The 19,870-nt window shown below is 68.9% G+C and carries 16 protein-coding genes; 9 read left to right on the forward strand and 7 right to left on the reverse strand.

The window, feature by feature from the left end:
* Nucleotides 1-24 precede the first annotated feature (24 nt).
* From QFZ69_RS14870 to QFZ69_RS14880, 3 genes are read right to left on the reverse strand one after another with little or no spacing between them, the layout of a single operon-like run.
* Entirely contained in the window at nt 25-1,824 is a 1,800-nt protein-coding gene (locus QFZ69_RS14870) for a DUF5719 family protein (protein WP_306919308.1), read from the reverse strand.
* Entirely contained in the window at nt 1,817-5,245 is a 3,429-nt protein-coding gene (locus tag QFZ69_RS14875) for a glycosyltransferase family 2 protein (RefSeq protein WP_306919310.1), read from the reverse strand. The genes QFZ69_RS14870 and QFZ69_RS14875 overlap by 8 nt, the downstream gene beginning before the upstream one ends.
* Nucleotides 5,246-5,274: 29 nt before the next feature.
* On the reverse strand, nt 5,275-5,820 hold the full coding sequence (locus QFZ69_RS14880; protein ID WP_306919312.1) for a WhiB family transcriptional regulator: 546 nt from the start codon (nt 5,818-5,820) through the stop codon (nt 5,275-5,277).
* A 363-nt stretch (nt 5,821-6,183) separates the two neighbouring features.
* On the opposite strand from QFZ69_RS14880, the gene QFZ69_RS14885 reads away from it, so the two are divergent.
* Nucleotides 6,184-6,888: a TIGR03089 family protein gene (locus QFZ69_RS14885; protein WP_306919314.1), complete on the forward strand. Its 705-nt coding sequence runs from the start codon at nt 6,184-6,186 to the stop codon at nt 6,886-6,888.
* Between the two features lie 41 nt (nt 6,889-6,929).
* Here QFZ69_RS14885 and QFZ69_RS14890 read toward each other — a convergent pair whose 3' ends face one another.
* Nucleotides 6,930-7,499 (reverse strand): GtrA family protein, encoded by a 570-nt coding sequence (locus QFZ69_RS14890; RefSeq protein WP_306919315.1) that lies wholly within the window; start codon nt 7,497-7,499, stop codon nt 6,930-6,932.
* A gap of 230 nt (nt 7,500-7,729) precedes the next feature.
* Here QFZ69_RS14890 and QFZ69_RS14895 point away from each other — a divergent pair, with 230 nt between their 5' ends.
* The 5 genes from QFZ69_RS14895 to QFZ69_RS14915 all read left to right on the forward strand — a co-directional run bounded on the left by QFZ69_RS14895 (nt 7,730) and on the right by QFZ69_RS14915 (nt 13,581).
* A complete protein-coding gene (locus QFZ69_RS14895) occupies nt 7,730-8,926 on the forward strand; it encodes a 5-(carboxyamino)imidazole ribonucleotide synthase (protein ID WP_306919317.1) in 1,197 nt (398 codons plus the stop codon).
* Between the two features lie 77 nt (nt 8,927-9,003).
* Nucleotides 9,004-9,528, forward strand: coding sequence for a 5-(carboxyamino)imidazole ribonucleotide mutase (purE, locus tag QFZ69_RS14900; protein ID WP_306919706.1), 525 nt, complete (start codon nt 9,004-9,006; stop codon nt 9,526-9,528).
* Nucleotides 9,529-9,538: 10 nt separating this feature from the next.
* Nucleotides 9,539-11,176, forward strand: coding sequence for an LCP family protein (locus QFZ69_RS14905; RefSeq protein WP_306919319.1), 1,638 nt, complete (start codon nt 9,539-9,541; stop codon nt 11,174-11,176).
* A 118-nt stretch (nt 11,177-11,294) separates the two neighbouring features.
* Nucleotides 11,295-12,587, forward strand: coding sequence for a mannose-6-phosphate isomerase, class I (gene manA, locus QFZ69_RS14910; protein WP_307000209.1), 1,293 nt, complete (start codon nt 11,295-11,297; stop codon nt 12,585-12,587).
* A 4-nt stretch (nt 12,588-12,591) separates the two neighbouring features.
* Nucleotides 12,592-13,581, forward strand: a complete 990-nt coding sequence (locus tag QFZ69_RS14915) for a peptidoglycan bridge formation glycyltransferase FemA/FemB family protein (RefSeq protein WP_306919321.1) — start codon at nt 12,592-12,594, stop codon at nt 13,579-13,581.
* A gap of 803 nt (nt 13,582-14,384) precedes the next feature.
* Here the strand turns inward: QFZ69_RS14915 and glpX are convergent.
* The gene (gene glpX, locus QFZ69_RS14920) at nt 14,385-15,407 is read right to left on the reverse strand and encodes a class II fructose-bisphosphatase (protein WP_306919707.1); all 1,023 of its coding nucleotides are present in this window, start codon (nt 15,405-15,407) and stop codon (nt 14,385-14,387) included.
* A gap of 221 nt (nt 15,408-15,628) precedes the next feature.
* On the opposite strand from glpX, the gene QFZ69_RS14925 reads away from it, so the two are divergent.
* From QFZ69_RS14925 to QFZ69_RS14935, 3 genes are all read left to right on the forward strand, one after another.
* Nucleotides 15,629-16,294 (forward strand): DUF4245 domain-containing protein, encoded by a 666-nt coding sequence (locus QFZ69_RS14925; RefSeq protein WP_306919708.1) that lies wholly within the window; start codon nt 15,629-15,631, stop codon nt 16,292-16,294.
* A 9-nt stretch (nt 16,295-16,303) separates the two neighbouring features.
* Nucleotides 16,304-16,918, forward strand: a complete 615-nt coding sequence (locus QFZ69_RS14930) for a carbonic anhydrase (protein ID WP_306919323.1) — start codon at nt 16,304-16,306, stop codon at nt 16,916-16,918.
* 71 nt (nt 16,919-16,989) lie between these two features.
* Nucleotides 16,990-18,426: a class II fumarate hydratase gene (locus QFZ69_RS14935; RefSeq protein ID WP_306919325.1), complete on the forward strand. Its 1,437-nt coding sequence runs from the start codon at nt 16,990-16,992 to the stop codon at nt 18,424-18,426.
* Nucleotides 18,427-18,608: 182 nt separating this feature from the next.
* On the opposite strand, the gene QFZ69_RS14940 is transcribed toward QFZ69_RS14935, so the two are convergent.
* Nucleotides 18,609-19,277 carry a vWA domain-containing protein gene (locus QFZ69_RS14940; protein ID WP_306919327.1) on the reverse strand — a complete coding sequence of 223 codons (669 nt, stop codon included), beginning with the start codon at nt 19,275-19,277 and terminating at the stop codon, nt 18,609-18,611.
* 113 nt (nt 19,278-19,390) lie between these two features.
* On the reverse strand, nt 19,391-19,861 hold the full coding sequence (locus QFZ69_RS14945) for an NUDIX domain-containing protein (RefSeq protein ID WP_306919329.1): 471 nt from the start codon (nt 19,859-19,861) through the stop codon (nt 19,391-19,393).
* Between the last annotated feature and the right edge of the window lie 9 nt (nt 19,862-19,870).

Genomic DNA, 19,870 nt, shown 5'->3' on the forward strand with positions numbered 1-19,870 from the left:
GCAGTCAGTACCTGCCAACCGCAGTCAGTATCCCAGCGTGACCGGGACCTGTTCCTGGCCGGCGGCGCCGGGAGCCACCGCGACGGCTGAAATGTCCTGCGTGCCGTCCTGCTGCAGCAGCACGGCACCATAGGACGCCTCGCCGGCGGCGGACAGCAGATAGCCCACGACCGGCGAACCGTCCACATCGGCGGGCACATTGATGGAGGCCGTGGTTCCGCCGGCCATGTCCGCGGCGGCGGCCGACCGGATCTTTCCGTCAGCCGTAATCGGCGTGTAGGAGATTGTGGCCCGCCCGTCCGGCGCCCCGAACACCAGATAGCGGTCCCCCGCGGCGGGTAGGGGCACAACATGCTGGCTTCCGAGTCTGGCCGAGGCCGGGGACCAGGCCAGATCCGAGGCATCTTCGGAAGCGAGTCCCTTGGTGACACGCGCGGCAGCGGCGAAGGAGACGTCCGAGCTGGCCTCGACCGTGTAATAGCCCGCCGGCACACCGGCCAGTGAGACTTCGGTGACCGTGCCTGCCGTGGCCTTTACGACCCCGCCACCGGGCAGAACCTTCTGCCCGTCAGGTCCGTAGAGCTTGATGGCCACGACGGCGTCGGCGGAACCGGGCACCGCGATCTGGAGGGATGGCCCGGCGTCGGCGGAACCCGGTTTCGCGGTGAGGGCCGCCAGCGCGGCGGGATCCTGGATATCGACGCCGGAGATCACCTGACGGACGGCGGGAGCGGTTCCCGGCACGATGAAGTCGACTCCGCCCGGGGTGAGTCCGCGGAGCACGCTCTGCTGGATTACGGCAGCCACTGGGCCGCCGGCGCTGCGCACCCGGACGCCGAGCCGTTCCTGCCCGGGGGCCAGGCCGGCCAGGATGACCGAGCGGGTGCTGCCCGGGGCCACGAGGAGTCCCCGGCTTCCGGGGGCCTGGATCAGGCCCTTCGCCCCGTACAAGTCGAGGCTGACCGTGGCCGGGGTGGTTGAGGCGTTGCTGAGGTTCAGGACGGCAGTCCGGCCGAGCGCGGTGTTCGCGCCGATCAGCCACAGATCGTTCGCCGGCTGCTGGCAGGCCGCCGCGGCTGAACCGCGAAGGTCGCCGTCTCTGGCCGTGTAACTCAGAATGGCGCCGGCGGAGGCCTGGCGGTTCGCCTGCGCATCCGCGCTCAGGACGCTGACCCCGTCGACGGCGTGCTGCGGTACCACCCCTGCCCGCAGCACGGGCGACCCGGCGGCGGGCCTCGCGGCGGGCGTCTCCGGTGCGGACGGGCCGGCGGCCTTGGCGAGCTCAACCAGGGTCTTGCCCTGCAGCGAAGCGAGCCGGCTGCCGGGGAGGGTTCCCGCGGTGGAGCTGAGCACCACCGCATTCACGACGCTGTTTGCGGTGTCAGATTCCGGACTGAACTGCGGATCGGTGCCCACCGGCGTACCTTCCAGCAGCCGGGCGGGTCCGGGACAGACGCCGACGCTGCTGCCGGCGGGCACGGCGGCCAGGGGCGCCTCGAGCAGCCTGCTGCTGCCGGGTCCCTGCGGCGACAGCGAGGCCGCCGACACGAGCCCGCCACCCGCGGCGACGAGCACCAGGGCGGAGAGGACGCCGGCCACCGTGCCGCCGCGCGGAAGGCGTTTCAGCCTCGCCGGCGCCGGGTCGGCCCCCCTCCGGCTGGTCGGCTTTGGTGCTGGCTGCTGCGCGGATTGCAGCGGCTCCGGAACCTGCTCGCCAGAGAGCAACTGGTCCGGGCCCCGCTGTTCCGGGGCCCGCCCTCCTGGCGCCTGCTGCCTGGCGGCTTCGTGGCCGGCATTCGCGACGTCGCCGGATTCGTTATGCATGCTGATGTTCCTTACGCAGGGAGCCTTCGTCCCGTGAGAGCCCGGTGTTCGGCCGGCGCGCCGGCACGGGAATGGCGAGCAGGACAGTCAGGCCGATCACGACGGTCTGGGCTATGGCCGTCCAGAGGGCCCACGGCGCCTCGTAGCGGATGCTCAGCCGGCCGGCCTCTGTGGGCAGGGTGAAGGCCTGGGCCCAGCCCGAGGTCGTGGCGGTCAAGCGCTGACCGTCGAGCCAGGCGGTCCAGCCCGGGTCGGCGCGTTCGGCCAGTACGACGAGGCGGCCTTCCGGCCCGGCTGGCACCGGAGCGCCGGCGGACACCGCTTCCGAAGGCAACAGCCCGATGGCCGCACCGGCGCCGTCGACGATCCGTACGCGGTGCGCGACGTCGGCAGCTTCGATGACGGGCTGGTTCAGCGGGCTGATCCGCCACAGCCAGCCGGCGTCCGTGTTGCCGACGGCGACCAGCCCGGGGACGGCGTCCATCCGGCTGGAAGTGAGTTGGGCCGCGGTGTCCGAGGCCCGCAGCACCACGAAGCCGACTCCGAGCCGTTCCAGGTCTTCGCGGGGATCCACTCCCTGTCCGACCACTATCGTCGCCACCACGCTGCGCAGGGACCCGGCGACGGCGTCGTCGTCGCGGACCGTTTCCTGCCCCGGTTCCCCCTGGATGGACCGGGCGGCGGCGACCGCGGACAGCGCATCCAGGGTGGTACCGGCACCGCGCATCAGCGTGGCGTCGTAGCCGCCGTTTCCGGTGATGGAGATGATCAGGGTCCGGGCCTGTTCCGGGCCCTCACCGCGGTCGGTCGCCGTGGCCGGGAGGGTGCGGGGCGTGGCCGGCTGGACCAGCCGCGGGGTGCCGAGGCTTCCCGCGCCGGCCGGAGAGCCGGCGTCCGCCGCGGCAGCGGCAGTCCCGGTCGAATCGGCAGCTGCCCGCGCGTCGGCAGACGCCGCGGCCGGAGTCCCAGGCTGCAGGAGGTTCTGCGCGGCCCACGCCGTGAGTCCGGCCAGCGGTCCGGCGAGCAGCAGGACCGTGGCCGTCGCGGCAGTGGTGCGGATCAGGATCCTGCGTCCGGCCGTCGCTGCGGCGGCCCGGCCGGCGGCGTCCAGCAACCCTTCGGCTCCGAGCAGGGCGGCGCCGAGGATTCCGAACGCGGCAGCGGACACGGTAGGTCCGGTGAAGGGGGCGACCAGGACGCCGGCGCCGGCCCCGGTGGCGATGTGCCCGGCGAGCCAGCCGCCGGCCAACATGAGCACAGACGCCGCCCAGAGCCACCGGGCAACGTATGCCCGGCGTCCCGGCAGGAAGAGCGCGGCGGTCGCGAGCAGCAGGACGGGCAGCCCGACCAGCAGGGCGAGCATCAGCGCCCACGGCACAAGCGGGCCGCCGGCGGTGCCGCCGAAGAACGGGAGGCCGGTCAGGCCGCCGTCCGCGGCGAAACCGAGCGGCTGGCCCAGCGCCTGCTGCCAGAGCGGCGCCGCGTCGAAGCCCAGGGGAAGGCCGGGATCGGCCAGCAGGGCCCGCGGCCGGTCGATGACCGAGAAGGCGAACGGCACAAAGAGCGCCGCGCTGGGCAGCAGCGCCCACCACACCGTGCGGCCCCGGCGGCCGAGGAGCACGCCGCACAGGATCACCACCACGATGGAGGGCACCAGCAGGGCGGGGGCCGCCGCGGTGACCACGGCCAGCGCAAGCCCGGCTGCGGCTGCCGCGGTCCAGGAGGGGGTTCCGTTGATGCCGGGCCTAGCGGGGAGCTTCTCCGTAAAGCGCCTCTCCCCCGGGGCCGGAACAGCATAACGCCCGCGTCCGACGGCGGTGCCGGTGGCCCGCAGCAGCGCGAGGACCAGCAGGGGCATCAGCACGTGCGCCAGCAACGCGCCGAGGCGGCCCTGGTTGAGTGCCACCTGAAGGGCCGGTGCACAGGCCCAGAAGGAGGCGGCGACCAGACGGAGCCGGCGTCGCTGCGTCAGAGCGCCGGCCGCGAACCAGGCACCGAGTGCGGACAACGGCATGGCCAGGATGAGCAGCCAGACCACCGCCGCGTTGGCATCTCCGGCGCCAAGCACGCCCAGCAGCCAGAGCACGTAATCGAAGGGGTCGCCGCGGCCGGGCAGGCCGGCACCGAGGCTGATCCACCAGCCGGAGGCGTGGGTCCAGATCTCGGCCAGCCGGGGCGAGACCGGAATCAGAGCACCGCCCGAGGCCGCGTCGGCCCGGAATAGGTTGAGCAGGCCGATCAGGGATGCGGCCGTGGTGACGAGCACGGCGAGCAGCGCACCGTTGCCCACCCAGCCACGTTCGGAGGTGGCGAGGGCAGCGAAGTCATGCGCTGAGTCCCCGCTGGGTTGGTCGGCCAACCCGTCGCCGGTGACTCTTTCCCCGGCGTCGTCTGCGCCCAGGGCTTCCATCAGGGAGCGCCGGTGGGCCCAGACCTCGCGTCGGGGTGTCTGGAGTCCCTTGATCACGGAACGGCGGATGCGGCGGGACTTGGCGGCGTTGCGGCGGCCGCGGATCACCGCCGCAGGGCGTCCTAGCGCGACGAACGTTGCGAGCAATTGGGAGAAGCCGTGGCCCGGGTCCTTGACGGCGATGCTCAGGACAAGTTTGAAAACGCTTCCCAGGAGAGCGCCTGCCGCGTGCAACGGGACCTGCCAGCCGGCCGAGTGCTTGAGCCGCAGATGGACCTGGGCCTTACGGGCCGCCCTCGCATTGCCCAGCGCCTGGGGGCGATGCGAAACATGGAACATTCTGGCGGTCGGAACCACCACCACCCGGTGTCCGGCCAGCCGGTTGCGCCAGCAGAAGTCGACGTCGTCGCCGCTGCCGGGGAGTGCGGGGTCAAAACCCCCGAGATCCTCCCAGACGTCCCGGCGGACAAGCATGCCGGCGGAATTAACGGCGAACGTGTCGCTGCGGCCGTCGTACTGACCTTGATCCAGTTCGTCGGCGTCGATCAGGGTCAGGCGTTCGGCCCAGCGGCTGGTGGACAGGCCGACGTCGATCAGGCGGCGTTCGGCATGCCAGTCGAGCTGTTTGCAGCCCGCTACGGTGACCGACGGGGCCCGTTCCACGGCGTGCAGCAGTTCGGCGAGGGCCTCGGGGGCCGGTGCGGCGTCGTCATGCAGCAGCCAGATCCAGTCCGCGCCGGGCCGTTTGGCGGCTCCACCGTCCCGTGCGGTCCCGGCTTCCGCGTGCCACGGCGCATGGGCGCTGAGCCCGGCCGCCACGGCGGCGCCCATGCCGCTCCGGGCTTGCTCGAAGTGCGTGACGTTGGCCTTGCCGAACGCCTGTTCCAAGAGGGCTGCGGAGTGGTCGCGGGAACCGGTGTCGACGCCGATAACAGCATCCGCCGGCCGGGTCTGGCCTGCCAGCGCCGCCAGGGTCCTGGGGAGGAAGTCGCCGCCGTCGTGGGAGACCACAACGGCGGTGACTCGTACTTCCTGAAGAATTAGACTGCTCGCTTCCTAAGCCGGCGGCGCTCCCGCTCGGAGAGGCCGCCCCAGATCCCGAAACGCTCGTCATTGGACAGGGCGTATTCGAGGCACTGCGAACGTACATTGCATGCGCCACAAACCTTCTTGGCGTCGCGGGTGGAGCCGCCCTTCTCGGGGAAGAACGCCTCCGGGTCTGTCTGCGCACAGAGCGCATCCGTCTGCCAGCCGAGCTCACCTTCATCGTCGAAGTCCTGCCGGGAAGGCAATCCGACCCAGACCGGCTGCACGGTGGTTCCGCCGTGTTGGGTCTGCAGTTCCATCGGAGGGTCGTGCAGATCGTTGTCCTGGTCCGGGCTGCCGGCCAGAAGTTCGTCGTGCGCCGCAAGGAAGGCCGTGGCCTGGTCCTGGAGCGAGTCTCTGGCGTGTTCGTTGTAGCGGTCTGCTGCGTCCGGGTCGGCCGGATCTACGTACCAGTCGCTCGGCACGCCGCGCGACCGGTATTTCGCCGTAGCCTGGCCGGCAACGGCCTCATCTTCATGGATACGCTCTGCTAGCCCCATGGCGTTCCCTCCTGATTTTGCAGCCTTTGCCCGCCCCTAGGACACCCGGATGTGTTCCGGTTTCTGCGCATTGGCCTTCGATACCTAATTACACGCGTGTAAGTATCCGGGAGTCAAGCCACGGCGGAGATAATAATCAACTTGAGACACGAACCGGGGGCACGCCACGCCCGGGAGTTTTTTCTTCCTACTGCGCGTGCCGTAACCGTTGATGTCCGCGCGCGGATTGCCTGCCGCGGTTTGTACCGGAATTCCGGGCCGTTCCGGCCGGATACGCGGGAGCCGAAACTGAACCTCCGGCCGAGCTATGACAGAGATCACATGTGCCGGCGCCGTGGCACGGCTGCCGTGACAAGATGAAGCATGAGCATCCCGGCATTCGATCTGATGACAGCCCTGCGTTCCGGCCAGTCCACCTCGCCGCGGCTCACCTGGTACGGACCGCAGGGCGAGCGCGTTGAGCTCTCCGGCCGGGTCCTGGACAACTGGGTGGCGAAAACCAGCAACCTCCTGCAGGACGAGCTCGACGCCGAGCCCGGGACGCGGCTCCGGCTGGACCTGCCGGCGCACTGGAAGTCCGTGATCCTCGCCCTCGCGGCCTGGCAGCTGGGGATGGAACTGGTGCTTGATGCGGGCGAAGCGGATCTGGTGGCCACAGCCGATCCCGGCCCTGCCGCCGCACAAGGGGCATTCGACGCGGTCCTGGCGGTGGCGCTGCCCGCCCTCGCCATGCGCTGGCCGGGCGAGCTGCCGAGCGGCGCCGTCGACTACGCCGCGGAAGTCCGGTCCCACGGAGACGTCTTTCTGCCGCACGTGGAGCCGGAAGCATCCCGCCCGGCGCTGCTGACCACCGCCGGGACGGCCCACACACACGCCGGTCTGCTGGACGGGTTCGCGGTACTGCAGGACGAAGCGCAGCGGCTGTTGGTGCCCGCCGGTGACGGCCTCGAGGCGGCCCTGGCCCGCTCGCTGGGCGCCTGGAAGAATGACGGTTCGGTGGTGCTGGTGCACCCCGACGTCGAGGTAACGGACAAGCTGCTCAGCGCAGAACGGGTCGACGTTCCCTAGGAGTCGGCCCCGGAGAATCGACGCCGGGGAGCCGGCGCCGCCTAGGATCCGTGTCCGGGCAGCTCCGGGTCCTTGACCGGCGGCTCCGATACGCGGACGCCGTTCGCGGTGTGCGGGTGCGGGTGGCGCTCGATGATTTCGTGGTCGTGGGAAAACTCCGGCTCTTCGTCGAGTTCCTTGTTGAACACCAGGAAGCGGTAAGCGAAGAACCGCACCACGGTTGCCACCAGGATGCCCGCGATGCCGGCGGCGAAGAGCATGTTCTTGTCCGTGACGCCGAACGCATACTTGGCGAGCGCGGTGAATCCGGTGGAGATACCGATGCCGATGCCGTTGATGAGGATGAACATCAGGAACTCGCGCACCACGTTGTCCTGGCGGCGGTGGCGGAACGTCCAGAAGCGGTTGGCAATCCAGGAGAAGATGGTGGCGACGCTGGCGCCGACAAAGCGGGCCTTGGCCTCGCTGTCGGTCATCGGCCCGTGCATCAGGTAGTACGTAAGTCCGTTGTCTATGACGAACGCAACACCGCCCACGGCACCGAACTTGGCCACTTCGCGCCAGAACAGCGAGGCCAGCCCGCGCATGCGCTCAGTAAGTGTAGTATTCATGACCCTCCGTGGCCTGCTCAGAACTGTCGGCCTTTGGGCCAACGGCCCATTTTAGCGCCGATTGCCGGGCTCCCGGCCCCCGCTGCGCTTCCTGGGGCCCTGGGAGTGGCGCCCGGAACTCCTCGGTGCCCGCCCAAGCAGGGGTGGAAATGCGGCAGCATTCCCCGCCCCGCCTGCCCCCGCCGCCGCAGAGTCGGGGTTAGGGTGAGGTTTTCGGTAGGCTGGGAGATGTGACTTTTCCTGTAATCGGTGTTGTTGGCGGCGGCCAACTGGCCCGCATGATGGCCCCGGCAGCCACTGCCCTGGGCTTCGAGCTCCACGTCCTTGCCGAAGGTGAGGACGTCTCGGCGGTCTCCGCCGTGGCCAACGCGCCGGTCGGTGACTACACCGACCTCGACCATCTCCTCGAGTTCTCCCGGGGCGTGGACGTGCTGACGTTCGACCATGAGCATGTCCCCACCGAGCATCTGCGCGCCCTGATCCGGGCCGGCGTGAACGTCCATCCCGGCCCGGATGCCCTGGTCAACGCCCAGGACAAACTGGTGATGCGCGCCGCCATCGACCGGCTGGAATTGCCCAACCCGCACTGGGCCGCCGTCGCCGACGTGGCGGAGCTCATAGCGTTCGGCGAGGACACCGGCTGGCCCGTGGTCCTGAAGACTCCGCGGGGCGGCTATGACGGCAAAGGCGTGCGGATCATCGATTCCGCCGAGGACGCCGCCGGCGCTTCCTCATGGTTCGACGCGATGTCTCCGCTGCTGGCCGAGGCCAAGGTGGAGTTCAGCCGCGAACTCTCGGCCCTTGTTGCCCGGACCCCGGATGGCGAGTCACGTGCCTGGCCAGTGGTGCACACGATCCAGGTCGACGGGGTGTGCGACGAAGTCATTGCCCCGGCCCTGGACATCCCGCTCGACGTGGCCGCGGCGGCGGAGGATGCCGCCCTCCGGATCGCCAACGAACTGGGCGTCACGGGTGTCATGGCCGTGGAACTGTTCGAAACTCCGGGCGTCGGCGCAGGATTCCTGATCAATGAACTCGCCATGCGCCCGCACAACACGGGCCACTGGACGCAGGATGGCTCGGTCACCAGCCAGTTCGAACAGCACCTCCGCGCCATTCTCAACTTGCCGCTGGGCGCCACGGACGTTCTCGGCCCCGTCGTCGTCATGAAAAATTTCCTCGGCGGCGACAACCAGGACCTCTTTTCCGCCTACCCGGCAGCCCTCGCCAGCGAGCCCGCCGCCAAGGTCCACTGTTACGGTAAGGCCGTGCGGCCGGGCCGGAAGATCGGCCATGTCAACCTTGTCGGCACGTCCACGGCGGAGGTTGATTCGGTCCGGGCACGGGCCACCAACGTCGCCAACATCATCCGGACCGGACGGACCCAGGCCGGCACCCCAACAGGACTTTCCGAGGAGACCGCATGAGCGCCAGCATCGAGACGCAGACTGCCAGCCCCGCAACGCCAGATGCAGGCAACGGCGGCCCCCTCGTGGGCCTCGTCATGGGCTCCGACTCGGACTGGCCCGTCATGGAGGCAGCCGCCGAAGCCCTTGCTGAATTCGGTATCCCCTTTGAGGCCGACGTCGTCTCCGCCCACCGCATGCCCGTCGAAATGATCCGCTACGGGCAGACCGCGCATGAGCGCGGACTGCGCGTCATCATTGCCGGAGCGGGCGGCGCAGCGCACCTGCCCGGCATGCTCGCCTCCGTCACGCCGCTCCCCGTAATCGGCGTGCCCGTACCGCTCAAGACGCTCGACGGCATGGATTCCCTGCTCTCCATCGTGCAGATGCCCGCCGGCGTTCCCGTCGCCACGGTGTCCATCGCCGGCGCGCGGAACGCCGGACTGCTGGCCGTGCGGATGTTGGCGTCGGGCACGGACAGCCTTGCCGTCCAGCTCAGGGCAGACCTCGTTGAGTTCGCCCAGGAACTCAACGACGTCGCCACGCGCAAAGGCGCTAACCTGCGGCAAAAAGTGAGCGAAGTGTTCGCCGACGGAAACGTCGTTCCGCGGGGCAGCCGTTAAGGATTACCTGATGACCAACAGCTACGCCCCCGCTCCGCGGAACAGTCAGCGGCCGGAACGGCAGAACCAGCAGCCGTCCCTGACGGACCCCGTCCGGTATCCCTCCGGCGCCGCGGCACCGGTCCTGACCAAGCGCGCGTTCCTGCTGGTCCTGATGACGCTGCTGGTTCCCGGCAGCGCCCAGATCGCGGCGGGCAACCGGCGGCTGGGACGGGCCGCCCTGCGCATCACGCTGGTGGTGTGGGCCCTGGCCCTCTCGGCGGTTGTCCTGCTCCTGACAACGCGTTCGACGCTGATCAACCTGATCACGAACCCCATCGCTTCGCTCCTGCTGGTCGTTGGCCTCGCGGCCCTCGCTCTCGGCTGGGCCGCCCTGTTCTACAACACTTTGCGCCTGATCCGCCCCGTCCTGCTCAAGCCGCAGCTGCGTCCAGCCGTCGTCGTGGCCCTGGTGCTGGCGATGGTCCTCGGCAGCGGTTCCCTCGGCTACGCGGCCTACCTGCTCAACGTGGGACGCGACGCGATCGGGAGCATCTTTTCCAACGGGCCCACTATCGAACCGTCCGAGGGCCGCTACAACTTCCTCATGATGGGTGGCGACGCCGGAGCGGACCGCACGGGGCGCCGTCCGGACAGTCTCTCCGTCATCAGCGTTGACGCCAAGTCCGGCAAGACCGCCATCATTTCGGTGCCGCGCAACCTCCAGAATGCGCAGTTCAGCGAAGATTCCCCCATGCGCAGCATCTACCCCGACGGCTACGACTGCGGCGACGAGTGCCTCATCAACGCCATCAACACGGAAGTCACCAACAAGCACCAGGACCTCTACCCCGGGGTGCAGGACCCGGGGGCCCAGGCGACGCTGGAGGCGGTTTCCGGCACGCTCGGCATCAAGGTCCAGGCCTACGTGCTGGTGGACATGGAGGGCTTCTCCAAGCTCATCGACGCGATGGGCGGCATCAAGATCAAGGCCGGCGGCTGGGTCCCCATGAGCGGTGACATGGTGGATGAGGCCAACGGCATCCACGGCATGCCGCTGGGGTGGATCCCGGCCGGAGACCAGACCCTGGACGGCTACCACGCCCTCTGGTACGGCCGTTCCCGGGAATTCGTGGACGACTACGCCCGGATCCAGCGGCAGCAGTGCGTCCAGCAGGCCATGCTCAAGCAGCTCGATCCGGCCACCCTGCTGTCCAAGTTCGAAGACATTGCCAAGGCCGGCACCAAGGTGGTGGACTCCAACATTTCCGCGAGCCAGCTCGGAAGCTTCGTGGACCTGGCCATGAAGGCCAAGGGCCAGGACGTGAGCCGGCTGACCATCGGCCCGCCGGACTTCGATGTGTCCTTCTCCACGGTGCCGGACTTTGACGTCATCCATGAGCGGGTTGACCAGCTCCTTGCCGCGAAGGCCTCGGCTTCGGCCGAGGACAGCGTGCTGCCCCAGGCGGCGGCGCCCGGACCGCTCTCGGCCGCCGGTGCGGCCGCCGGCACGCAGCCCGCGCCGTCGCCGTCGGACTTCACCCCGGTGACCACGACGCCGGACGGCGAGCCGATCACCGAAGAGATGCTCAACGATTTCAAGCGCCAGGGCGACGAGCAGTCGATCCGCGACCTCGTCGCCACCAACGGCCTGTGCGCGCCCCTTTAGCACTTTCGCCGGCCGCCGGACAGCCGGCCGCCGGACAGCAGGACACCGGCGGGACCTGATCCGGTGCTGCACCGAAACCTTAACGACCGAACGTTTTTGACCAGATAGGGACCAGGCAGTGTACGAACTCGAGAACGTCCTCCGGCCCTACGCCTGGGGTTCCACGACGGCGATTGCCAAACTGCTCGGCAGGCCCGCCTCCGGCGGCCCCGAGGCCGAGCTGTGGATCGGCGCGCACCCGGACTCCCCGTCCGTGGCGCTCTCGTACGCGGCGTCCGGCTCCGGCGGGGCGCACGCCGCGGGCTCCGACGACGACGGTCGCCGGACCCTGGACGCCCTGATCGCTGAGGACCCAGCACACCATTTGGGCGGCGAGAGCCTCGCCGAATTCGGGCCCCGGCTCCCGTTCCTGCTCAAGGTCCTCGCCGCCGAGCATCCGCTCTCCCTGCAGGTCCACCCGACGCTGCAACAGGCGCGGGAAGGTTTTGCGCGCGAGGAGGCAGCCGGCGTCGACCCTGCCGCCGTCGAACGCAACTACAAGGACGACAACCACAAACCTGAAATGATCTTCGCACTGACGGACTTCGAGGCGCTGTGCGGCTTCCGTCCGGCCGCGGAGTCGCGGGCCGTATTCCTGCATCTGGCCGCCTGCTTTGACCTGGCCGGGCTGGAGCTTCCGCCGCTGCTGCCCCGGTTGCTGGACGATCTGGCGCGGCCCGACGAACCGGCGGCCCTCCGTGCCGCCTTCGAGCGGCTGATCGCCGGCGGCGAGGACGTCTCGCACGCGACCGCGATGATCACCGCGGCGCTCATCTCCGGAGCGCCGATGGCATCGCACGTGGCGGAGCTGACCACCGTCGTCAACCTCAACGGCGACTACCCCGGAGACCCGGGGGTGCTGATCTCGTTGCTCTTGAACCGGATCTCGCTAGCCCCGGGAGAGGCTGTGTACCTGCCGGCCGGCAACGTGCACGCCTACCTGCGCGGCCTGGGCATCGAGGTCATGGCCTCCTCCGACAACGTGCTCCGCGGCGGCCTGACGCCCAAGTTCGTGGATGTGCCGGAGCTGCTCAAGACCGTGGCCTTCGAGGCCGTGGGCGTGCCGATGCTCGACGCCGAGACCACGATGCTGGGCCAGGAGCTCTTCCGTCCCCCGTTCCGGGAGTTCCAGCTGCAGCGGGTGGAACTTCAGCCCGGCGGGGGGCCGGTCCCGCTGGCGCAGTCCGGCGCCGCCGTGATCATCGTCGTCGCGGGCGCCGTCCTGCTCGACTCCCCCAAGGGCGAGCTTCGCCTGGACCACGGCGCGAGCGCGTTCCTGCCCGCCGCCGAGGCCCCGGTCAACGTCCACGCCGTCTCCGGCGCCACCCAGACTGCCCTGGCCTTTGCCGTGACCACCGGGCTGAAGGCCTGACGACGTGGACTATTTCCTGCAGGGCCCCCCGTGGGCAGACTTCCAGCGCGCGCTTGGCCGGACTGTCCATGAAGAGTCCGGACCCGGCTGGAGCTTCCTCGCGGTCGAGGAGTCGAACCCGGCCGGGAAGCTGCTGTACGCGCCCTACGGTCCGGTGGCCGCATCGCTGGAAGCGTTCGACGCCGCGCTGGCGGCGCTGACGGAACTGGCACGTCGCCGCCGCGCGGTGTTCGTCCGGATCGAGCCGGTAAGCGCCGGCCTGGCAGTCCCCGACGCCGCCGCCCTGCTGCGCGGCCGCGGCCTGCAGCCCGCGCCGGCGAACCAGCAGCCCGAGCTCAGCTGGATCGTGGACCTGGACCGCGACTTCAAGGAAGTCCTGGCGGACATGAAACCGGTGAACCGCAACCTGTACCGGAACATCCATAAGAAGGGCGTGACATTCCGCTCCAGCCGGGATCCGGCCGAGATCTCGGTGTTGCTGGAGTTCCTGCACATGACGGCCGCCCGCAACGGTTTCAAGCCCCAGAGCGATGAATACCTGAGCCAGGTGGCCCGTTCCCTGATGCCGGCCGGGGCCGCGACGCTGTTCATCGCCGAACTGGAGGGCACGCCCATCGCCGCCGCCCTCGCATACGATTCGGCGGACACCCGCACCTACGCGCACGCCGCCCTGGACGATACCCACCGCAAGCTCAGTGCCGGGATTCCGCTGCTGGTGACCCTGATCGCCGATGCCCAGGAAAAGGGCCTGAAGCACGTGGACCTCTGGGGTGTGGCCCCCGAAGACCAGCCGGACCACAAGTGGGCCGGTTTCACGGCGTTCAAGAAATCGTTCGGCGGACGCGGGGTCGAGTACCCGGGCACCTGGGATCTGCCGGTGCGGAAGCTGCGCTATGCCGGGTACCAGCTCGCCCGCCGGGCTGCGCAGGCCGCGAAGACGATCCCCGCGAAGCTCCGACCGTTGAGGGACAAGGTCACAGCTATCCGGCGCTGACTTGCCGCTGGCCAGCCGCCCGCCGACCACTGGACATGCCCCCCGCTAAGGCCGGCGGGTGGACAGAATGCCACTCTGCGCATTCCCGGGCGCGACCACTGGACATGTCCCCCGCTGCGGCTGGCGCGTAGGCCTGCCCCGCCCGCCGACCAGTGGACATGCCCTCCGCTAAGGCCTGCCCCGCCCGGCGACCGCTGGACATGCTCCCCGCTAAGGCCCGCGAGCGGACAGAATGCCACTCTGCTCATTCCCCGGCGCGGCCACTGGACATGTCCCCCGCTGCGACTGGTGCCCCGGCCTGCCCCGCCCGCCGACCACTGGACATGCCCCCCGCTAAGGCCGGCAAGCGGACAGAATGCCACTCTGCTCATTCCCCGGCGCGGCCACTGGACATGTCCCCCGCTGCGACTGGCGCGCAGCCCGCCCCACCCGCCGACCACTGGACATGCCCACCGCTAAGCCCCGCGAGCGGACAGAATGCCACTCTGCTCATTCCCCGGCGCGGCCACTGGACATGTCCCCCGCTGCGACTGGCGCGCAGCCCGCCCCACCCGCCGACCACTGGACATGCCCACCGCTAAGGCCGGCGAGCGGACAGAATGCCACTCTGCTCATTCCCGGGCGCGGCCACTGGACATGTCCCCCCGCGGGCGGCCGGCGCGCAGCCCGCCCCACCCGCGACCACTGGACATGTCCCCCGCTGCGGCGGCGCCGGCGCCGGACGCAGCAGATCCCGGGGCGCGGAGCGCGTCCCGGGATCCGGTGGTGGTGCTGATGTGCTGCGGACGCTGGTCCGCGGCGGCCTAGCCCTTGCGGGCGTAGCCTTCCCACTTGCTGGCCTGGTGCTCGCCGTCCACGAACCTGATGGTGCCGGACTTGGACCGCATCACGATGGACTGGGTGAGGACCTTGTCCCTGGAGTAGCGCACACCCTTCAGCAGGTCGCCGTCGGTGATGCCGGTGGCCGCGAAGTAGCAGTTGTCGCTGGAGACGAGGTCGTTGGTGGACAGCACGCGCTCCAGATCGTGGCCGGCGTCGATGGCCTTCTGCTTTTCGTCATCGCTCGTGGGCCACAGGCGGCCCTGGATCACGCCGCCGAGGGACTTGATGGCGCAGGCCGCAACGATACCTTCCGGTGTGCCGCCGATGCCCATCAGCGCGTCAACACCCGTGCCGGAACGCGCCGCGGCGATGGCGCCGGCGACGTCGCCGTCCATGATGAACTTGGTGCGTGCCCCGGCTTCACGGATTTCCTCCACGAGCGGGCGGTGCCGGTCGCGGTCCAGGATCATCACGTTGAGCTGGTTGACCTTGACGCCCTTGGCCTTGGCAATCAGGTGCAGGTTCTGCTTGACCGGCAGGCGCAGGTCCACCATGTCGGCGGCTTCCGGCCCGGTTACGAGCTTCTCCATGTAGAACACGGCGGAGGGGTCGAACATTGAGCCACGTTCGGCCACGGCCAGCACGGCCAGGGCGTTGTTGATGCCCAGCGCGGTCAGCCGGGTTCCGTCAATCGGGTCGACGGCGACATCACACTCGGGGCCGGTGCCGTCACCGACGCGTTCGCCGTTGAACAGCATCGGCGCCTCGTCCTTTTCGCCTTCACCGATGACCACAACGCCGTTGAAGTGGACCGTCTGCAGGAAAGAGCGCATGGCGTCGACGGCAGCACCGTCCGCCTTGTTCTTGTCCCCGAAGCCAACCCAGTGGCCGCCGGCGATAGCCGCGGCTTCGGTGACGCGGACCAGTTCCAGTGCAAGGTTGCGGTCAGGCTCGTCGATCCCGACGGCGAGAGACGGGGAAAGCGTGGAATACTTCTGGGTCATTGGCGCTGGTGTCACGTGAACCTCTTCTTCGAGTGGCGATCATTGAACCCGGACGGCCAAGGTCGATCCGCCGCGGTGATTCGTCTGATACTGATCATAGTCGCGCCGGTAAAGCTGCGTCGCAGCATGACCAACCCGCGAAACACCTCACCGGACTCCCGGCCGGCCGTCCCGAATGTGAGAACGGCACCGTCATGGGCGACTATAGAGGGGTGAGTGAAATGCAGGATAGGTCCGCAACAGCCCCAGCAGCCCCTGCCGGCGGAGCCGCTCAGGGCGCCGCCGGCGCAGTCAAGCCCGTGATCGCGCCGGGGGCGGCGAAGCGGGCGAACGCCTCGGTGATCGGGATGATCATCGCGCTGGCTCTGAGCATCGGGACCTTCCTTCCGATCGTGCTGCTGAACCCATCGCCGAAGAGCGACGGCTACCGGCCGGACGTCAACGTCAGCGCCATTGCGCAGAATGCCGCGGGTGTGGCGGGATTCACACCGCTGGCACCTTCCCCGGGCGACACATTCCGTCCGAATTACGCCCGTTGGGAGTCCGGCACTGGCAGCGGGGTCGCCACCTGGGAAGTCGGCTACATCACGCCGAAGGAGTCCTTCATCGGCCTGGTGCAGACCCGGCAGTCCAATCCCACGTGGCTGCTGCAGCAGGTCAGGAACGCTCCCGTGACCGGGACCAGGAACGCCGGCGGGCGGGACTGGGAGCTCCGGGACAGTGGCAAGGGCGACAAGAGCATGGTGCTGGTCCACCGCGGCACCACCGTCATCCTGAGCGGCCCGGCCCAGCTTGACGAGTTCAGCGTCCTGGCCGCTGCCGTCGCGAAGGCATTGGACAGTAACCCCGAAGCAACAGTTTCACCTTCCGCCACGCCGTCCCCGTAAAGTAGGGCCGTGGCCACTTACCTGACTCCTGCACTTGCCTGGCGCCGTCTCCGTGAAGGCAACGAACGCTTCGTTTCCGGCGCTTCCTCCCACCCGAACCAGGATGCTTCGCGCCGGTCCTCCCTCGTGGAGGACCAGCACCCGTTCGCCGTGATCTTCGGTTGCTCCGATTCCCGGCTGGCTGCCGAAATCATCTTCGACCTGGGTCTGGGCGACGCCTTCGTGGTCCGCACCGCGGGCCAGGTGATCGACGACGCCGTGCTCGGCTCGCTGGAATACAGCGTCAGCGTGCTGGGCGTGCCGCTGATCGTGGTCCTGGGCCACGACCGCTGCGGGGCCGTCACCGCGACCAAAAAGTCCGTCGAAACAGGCCAGATGCCGGTCGGGTTCATGCGGAGCCTGGTGGAGCGGATCACCCCGGCGGTGCTGACCTCGCTGCGGAACAACCAGGACGACGTCAACGACATGGTGGTCGAGAACGTCAAGCAGGCGTCGCAGCACCTCGTAGACAGCTCCCGGGTGATCTCTGCCGCAGTCGAAGGTGGGCGGGCCGCGGTGATCGGGCTGGCCTACAGCCTGGCCGATGGCAGGGCCGACCTCGTTTCCTCCATCGGCGAACTCTAGGGTCTGCGGCGGCCGGGCCTGCAACCGGTTCACGGTTTTCGGTGCAGCGCCCCGCCCAATAAGCTAGCTCCATGACTTCCACTGAAGAGTTGAACACCGAAGAGTTCCGCATTGAACACGACACGATGGGCGAAGTCCGCGTCCCCGTGAATGCTCTGTACCGCGCCCAGACGCAGCGTGCGGTCGAGAACTTCCCCATCTCCGGCAAGACGCTGGAACGCACCCACATCGAGGCGCTCGCACGGGTCAAGAAGGCTGCCGCCCAAGCCAACGCAGAACTGGGAGTGCTCGACGGCGAGCTGGCCCAGGCGATCGCCGACGCTGCCGATGAGGTTGCTGCCGGGAAGTACGACGGCGACTTCCCCATCGACGTCTTCCAGACCGGCTCCGGCACGTCCTCCAACATGAACACCAACGAGGTCCTCGCCGAGCTTGCCTCCCGTGCCCTCAAGGCCGCCGGCAGCGACAAGGTCGTCCACCCGAACGACCACGTCAACGCCTCGCAGTCCTCCAACGATGTCTTCCCGACGTCGGTCCACGTGGCTGCGACCTCCGCGCTGATCAATGACCTGATCCCGGCGCTGGACTACCTGGCGAAATCGCTGGAACGCAAGGGCGTCGAATTCAAGGACGTCGTGAAGTCCGGCCGCACACACCTCATGGATGCCACCCCGGTCACCTTGGGCCAGGAGTTCGGCGGCTACGCTGCGCAGGTCCGTTATGGCATCGAGCGCATCAACGCCTCCCTCCCCCGCGTGGCCGAAGTTCCCCTCGGCGGCACGGCCGTCGGCACCGGCATCAACACCCCGGCCGGTTTCCCGGAGCGCGTGATCGAACTCCTCGCCGCCGACACTGGACTGCCGCTGACCGAGGCCCGCGACCACTTCGAAGCGCAGGCCAACCGCGACGGCCTGATCGAGGCCTCGAGCCAGCTGCGCAATATCGCGATTTCCTTCATGAAGATCAACAACGACCTGCGCTGGATGGGCTCCGGACCCAACACCGGCCTCGGTGAAATCGCGATCCCGGATCTGCAGCCGGGCTCCTCGATCATGCCCGGAAAGGTCAACCCGGTCATCTGCGAAGCCTCCATCATGGTCTGCGCGCAGGTCATCGGCAACGACACCGCCATCGCTTGGTCCGGCACCAACGGCGCCTTCGAACTGAACGTTGGCATCCCGGTCATGGCCGCCAACCTGCTCGAATCCGTGCGCCTGCTCGCCAACACCAGCCGCGTCATGGCGGACAAGATGATCGACGGCATCACCGCGAATGTGGAGCGCGCACGCTTCCTGGCCGAGGCCTCCCCGTCCATCGTCACCCCGCTGAATAAGTTCATCGGCTACGAAAACGCCGCCAAAATCGCCAAGAAGGCTGTGGCCGAGGGCCTGACCATCCGCGAAACGGTGGTGGCCATGGGCTTCCTCGAACGAGGCGAACTGACCGAGGAACAGCTGGACACCGCCCTGGACGTCATGTCCATGACGCGTCCGCCGCACAAGGCCTAGCCACCACAAGGCCTAGTGACCACAAGACCGAGCCACCACAAGGCCGAGTCACAGCGATGCCGCAGCCGCCCCGGGCGATGCCCGCGGTCACTGATCGTCCGCCGTCGGCCGGCACCCTTCAGCCAAGGGTGCCGGGCGACGTCGTTCGCGGCGCTTTGGGCCCGACACCGCGCTGCCCGTGGCTACGTCCGGGGCGGCTTTCCCCCGGCAGCCCGCCGCTCCTGAACCGTGTAGGCCGCTGCCGCGGCAGCGTCCGCCATGCTGGCGCCGCCGATCCGGGCCTCCCGCAGCCGGCGGGTCTTGGCCGACTGGACCGAGAAGGCCGCGTCCACGTTCCCCGCGGCATACGTCAAGGCGTCCTCGGCCCGGATGCCCAGGCCGCTGGCTGTCAGCACGGCGTCCTGGTTAGCGCCCAGATAGGTGAACTGCCACCCCCACTGGCTCTGCTGCTGCTCGACCAGTGCCTTGACCATGGCCCCGGTAGCCTCCCGGGAGGAGTTCTCGTGGCCATCGGTCAGGACGGCAACAAGGACCGTGCCCGGGCGCTGATCCTCCGGCAGGGACGCCAGCTCGGCGCCCGCCTCCCCGATCAGCCGCACCAGGGCATCATGGAGGGCCGTGCTGCCGCGGGGCTGCAGGTCAAGGGCAGGCACATCCCCGATGTCCACGGCGGCGTAGACCCGCTCATAGCTGTCGTCGAACTGGGCGAGGGAGAGCCGGCAGCGGCCGGCGACCGCCTGCTGTTCGCGGACGAAGGCAGCGAAACCGCCCACCGTGTCGTCCGCAATAGCACTCATGGATCCCGATCGGTCCAGGAGGACGTAAACGTGGGTCAGGGCAGAGTCTGTCATGCTTCCCCATTTCCGGCCCGGACACCCGGGCCAACTGGTTCCAGCGGATGGCTGGACAGAAGCAGGCTACGGCCGGGCACCGACAATTAACCCCAACCTCCGATTCCCAGCGGTCAGCGCTGGAAGTGCGCGGCCCCGTCAGCCTGCGCGGCCCGCTCAATGCCCTCCCCGTGCCCGGGCATGAGCTCCGGAAAGTCCTCCGGCCGGAACCAGCCGACGGCGAGGGACTCGTCGTCGTTCACTCTCGCCTTCCCCGAAACATACCGGCAGCGGAAAACCAGAGTCAGGTAACGGCAGACGTCCCCGTTCGGATACGTCACGTGGCCGGTGGCATCCACGGCCACGAGACGTTCGGCGGCCGCGACGACCCCGGTCTCCTCCATGATCTCCCGCAACAGTCCCGGTGCCGGCTCCTCACCGGGTTCCAGGATTCCGGCGATCAGGCCCCAACGCCCGTTGTCCGCGCGCTGGCCGAGCAGCACCCGTCCGGCGTCGTCGAACACGACGCCCCGGACTGCCGGAATCCAAAGCGTGTCGTGGCCGATTGTTTCGCGCAGCTTGAGGATGAAGTCGGGGGTAGCCATGTTGCCAGC

The sequence above is a fragment of the Arthrobacter sp. V1I7 genome, assembly GCF_030817015.1.
Lineage (GTDB): Bacteria > Actinomycetota > Actinomycetes > Actinomycetales > Micrococcaceae > Arthrobacter.

Bases quoted from the DNA above. Each gene is read 5' to 3' on its own strand.
- QFZ69_RS14940 (WP_306919327.1), bottom strand. From the start codon at position 19,277: ATGACAGACTCTGCCCTGACCCACGTTTACGTCCTCCTGGACCGATCG.
- QFZ69_RS14885 (WP_306919314.1), top strand. From the start codon at position 6,184: ATGAGCATCCCGGCATTCGATCTGATGACAGCCCTGCGTTCCGGCCAG.
- QFZ69_RS14945 (WP_306919329.1), bottom strand. From the start codon at position 19,861: ATGGCTACCCCCGACTTCATCCTCAAGCTGCGCGAAACAATCGGCCAC.
- QFZ69_RS14905 (WP_306919319.1), top strand. From the start codon at position 9,539: ATGACCAACAGCTACGCCCCCGCTCCGCGGAACAGTCAGCGGCCGGAA.
- glpX (WP_306919707.1), bottom strand. From the start codon at position 15,407: ATGACCCAGAAGTATTCCACGCTTTCCCCGTCTCTCGCCGTCGGGATC.
- QFZ69_RS14880 (WP_306919312.1), bottom strand. From the start codon at position 5,820: ATGGGGCTAGCAGAGCGTATCCATGAAGATGAGGCCGTTGCCGGCCAG.
- QFZ69_RS14870 (WP_306919308.1), bottom strand. From the start codon at position 1,824: ATGCATAACGAATCCGGCGACGTCGCGAATGCCGGCCACGAAGCCGCC.
- QFZ69_RS14925 (WP_306919708.1), top strand. From the start codon at position 15,629: ATGCAGGATAGGTCCGCAACAGCCCCAGCAGCCCCTGCCGGCGGAGCC.
- QFZ69_RS14935 (WP_306919325.1), top strand. From the start codon at position 16,990: ATGACTTCCACTGAAGAGTTGAACACCGAAGAGTTCCGCATTGAACAC.
- purE (WP_306919706.1), top strand. From the start codon at position 9,004: ATGGGCTCCGACTCGGACTGGCCCGTCATGGAGGCAGCCGCCGAAGCC.
- QFZ69_RS14890 (WP_306919315.1), bottom strand. From the start codon at position 7,499: ATGAATACTACACTTACTGAGCGCATGCGCGGGCTGGCCTCGCTGTTC.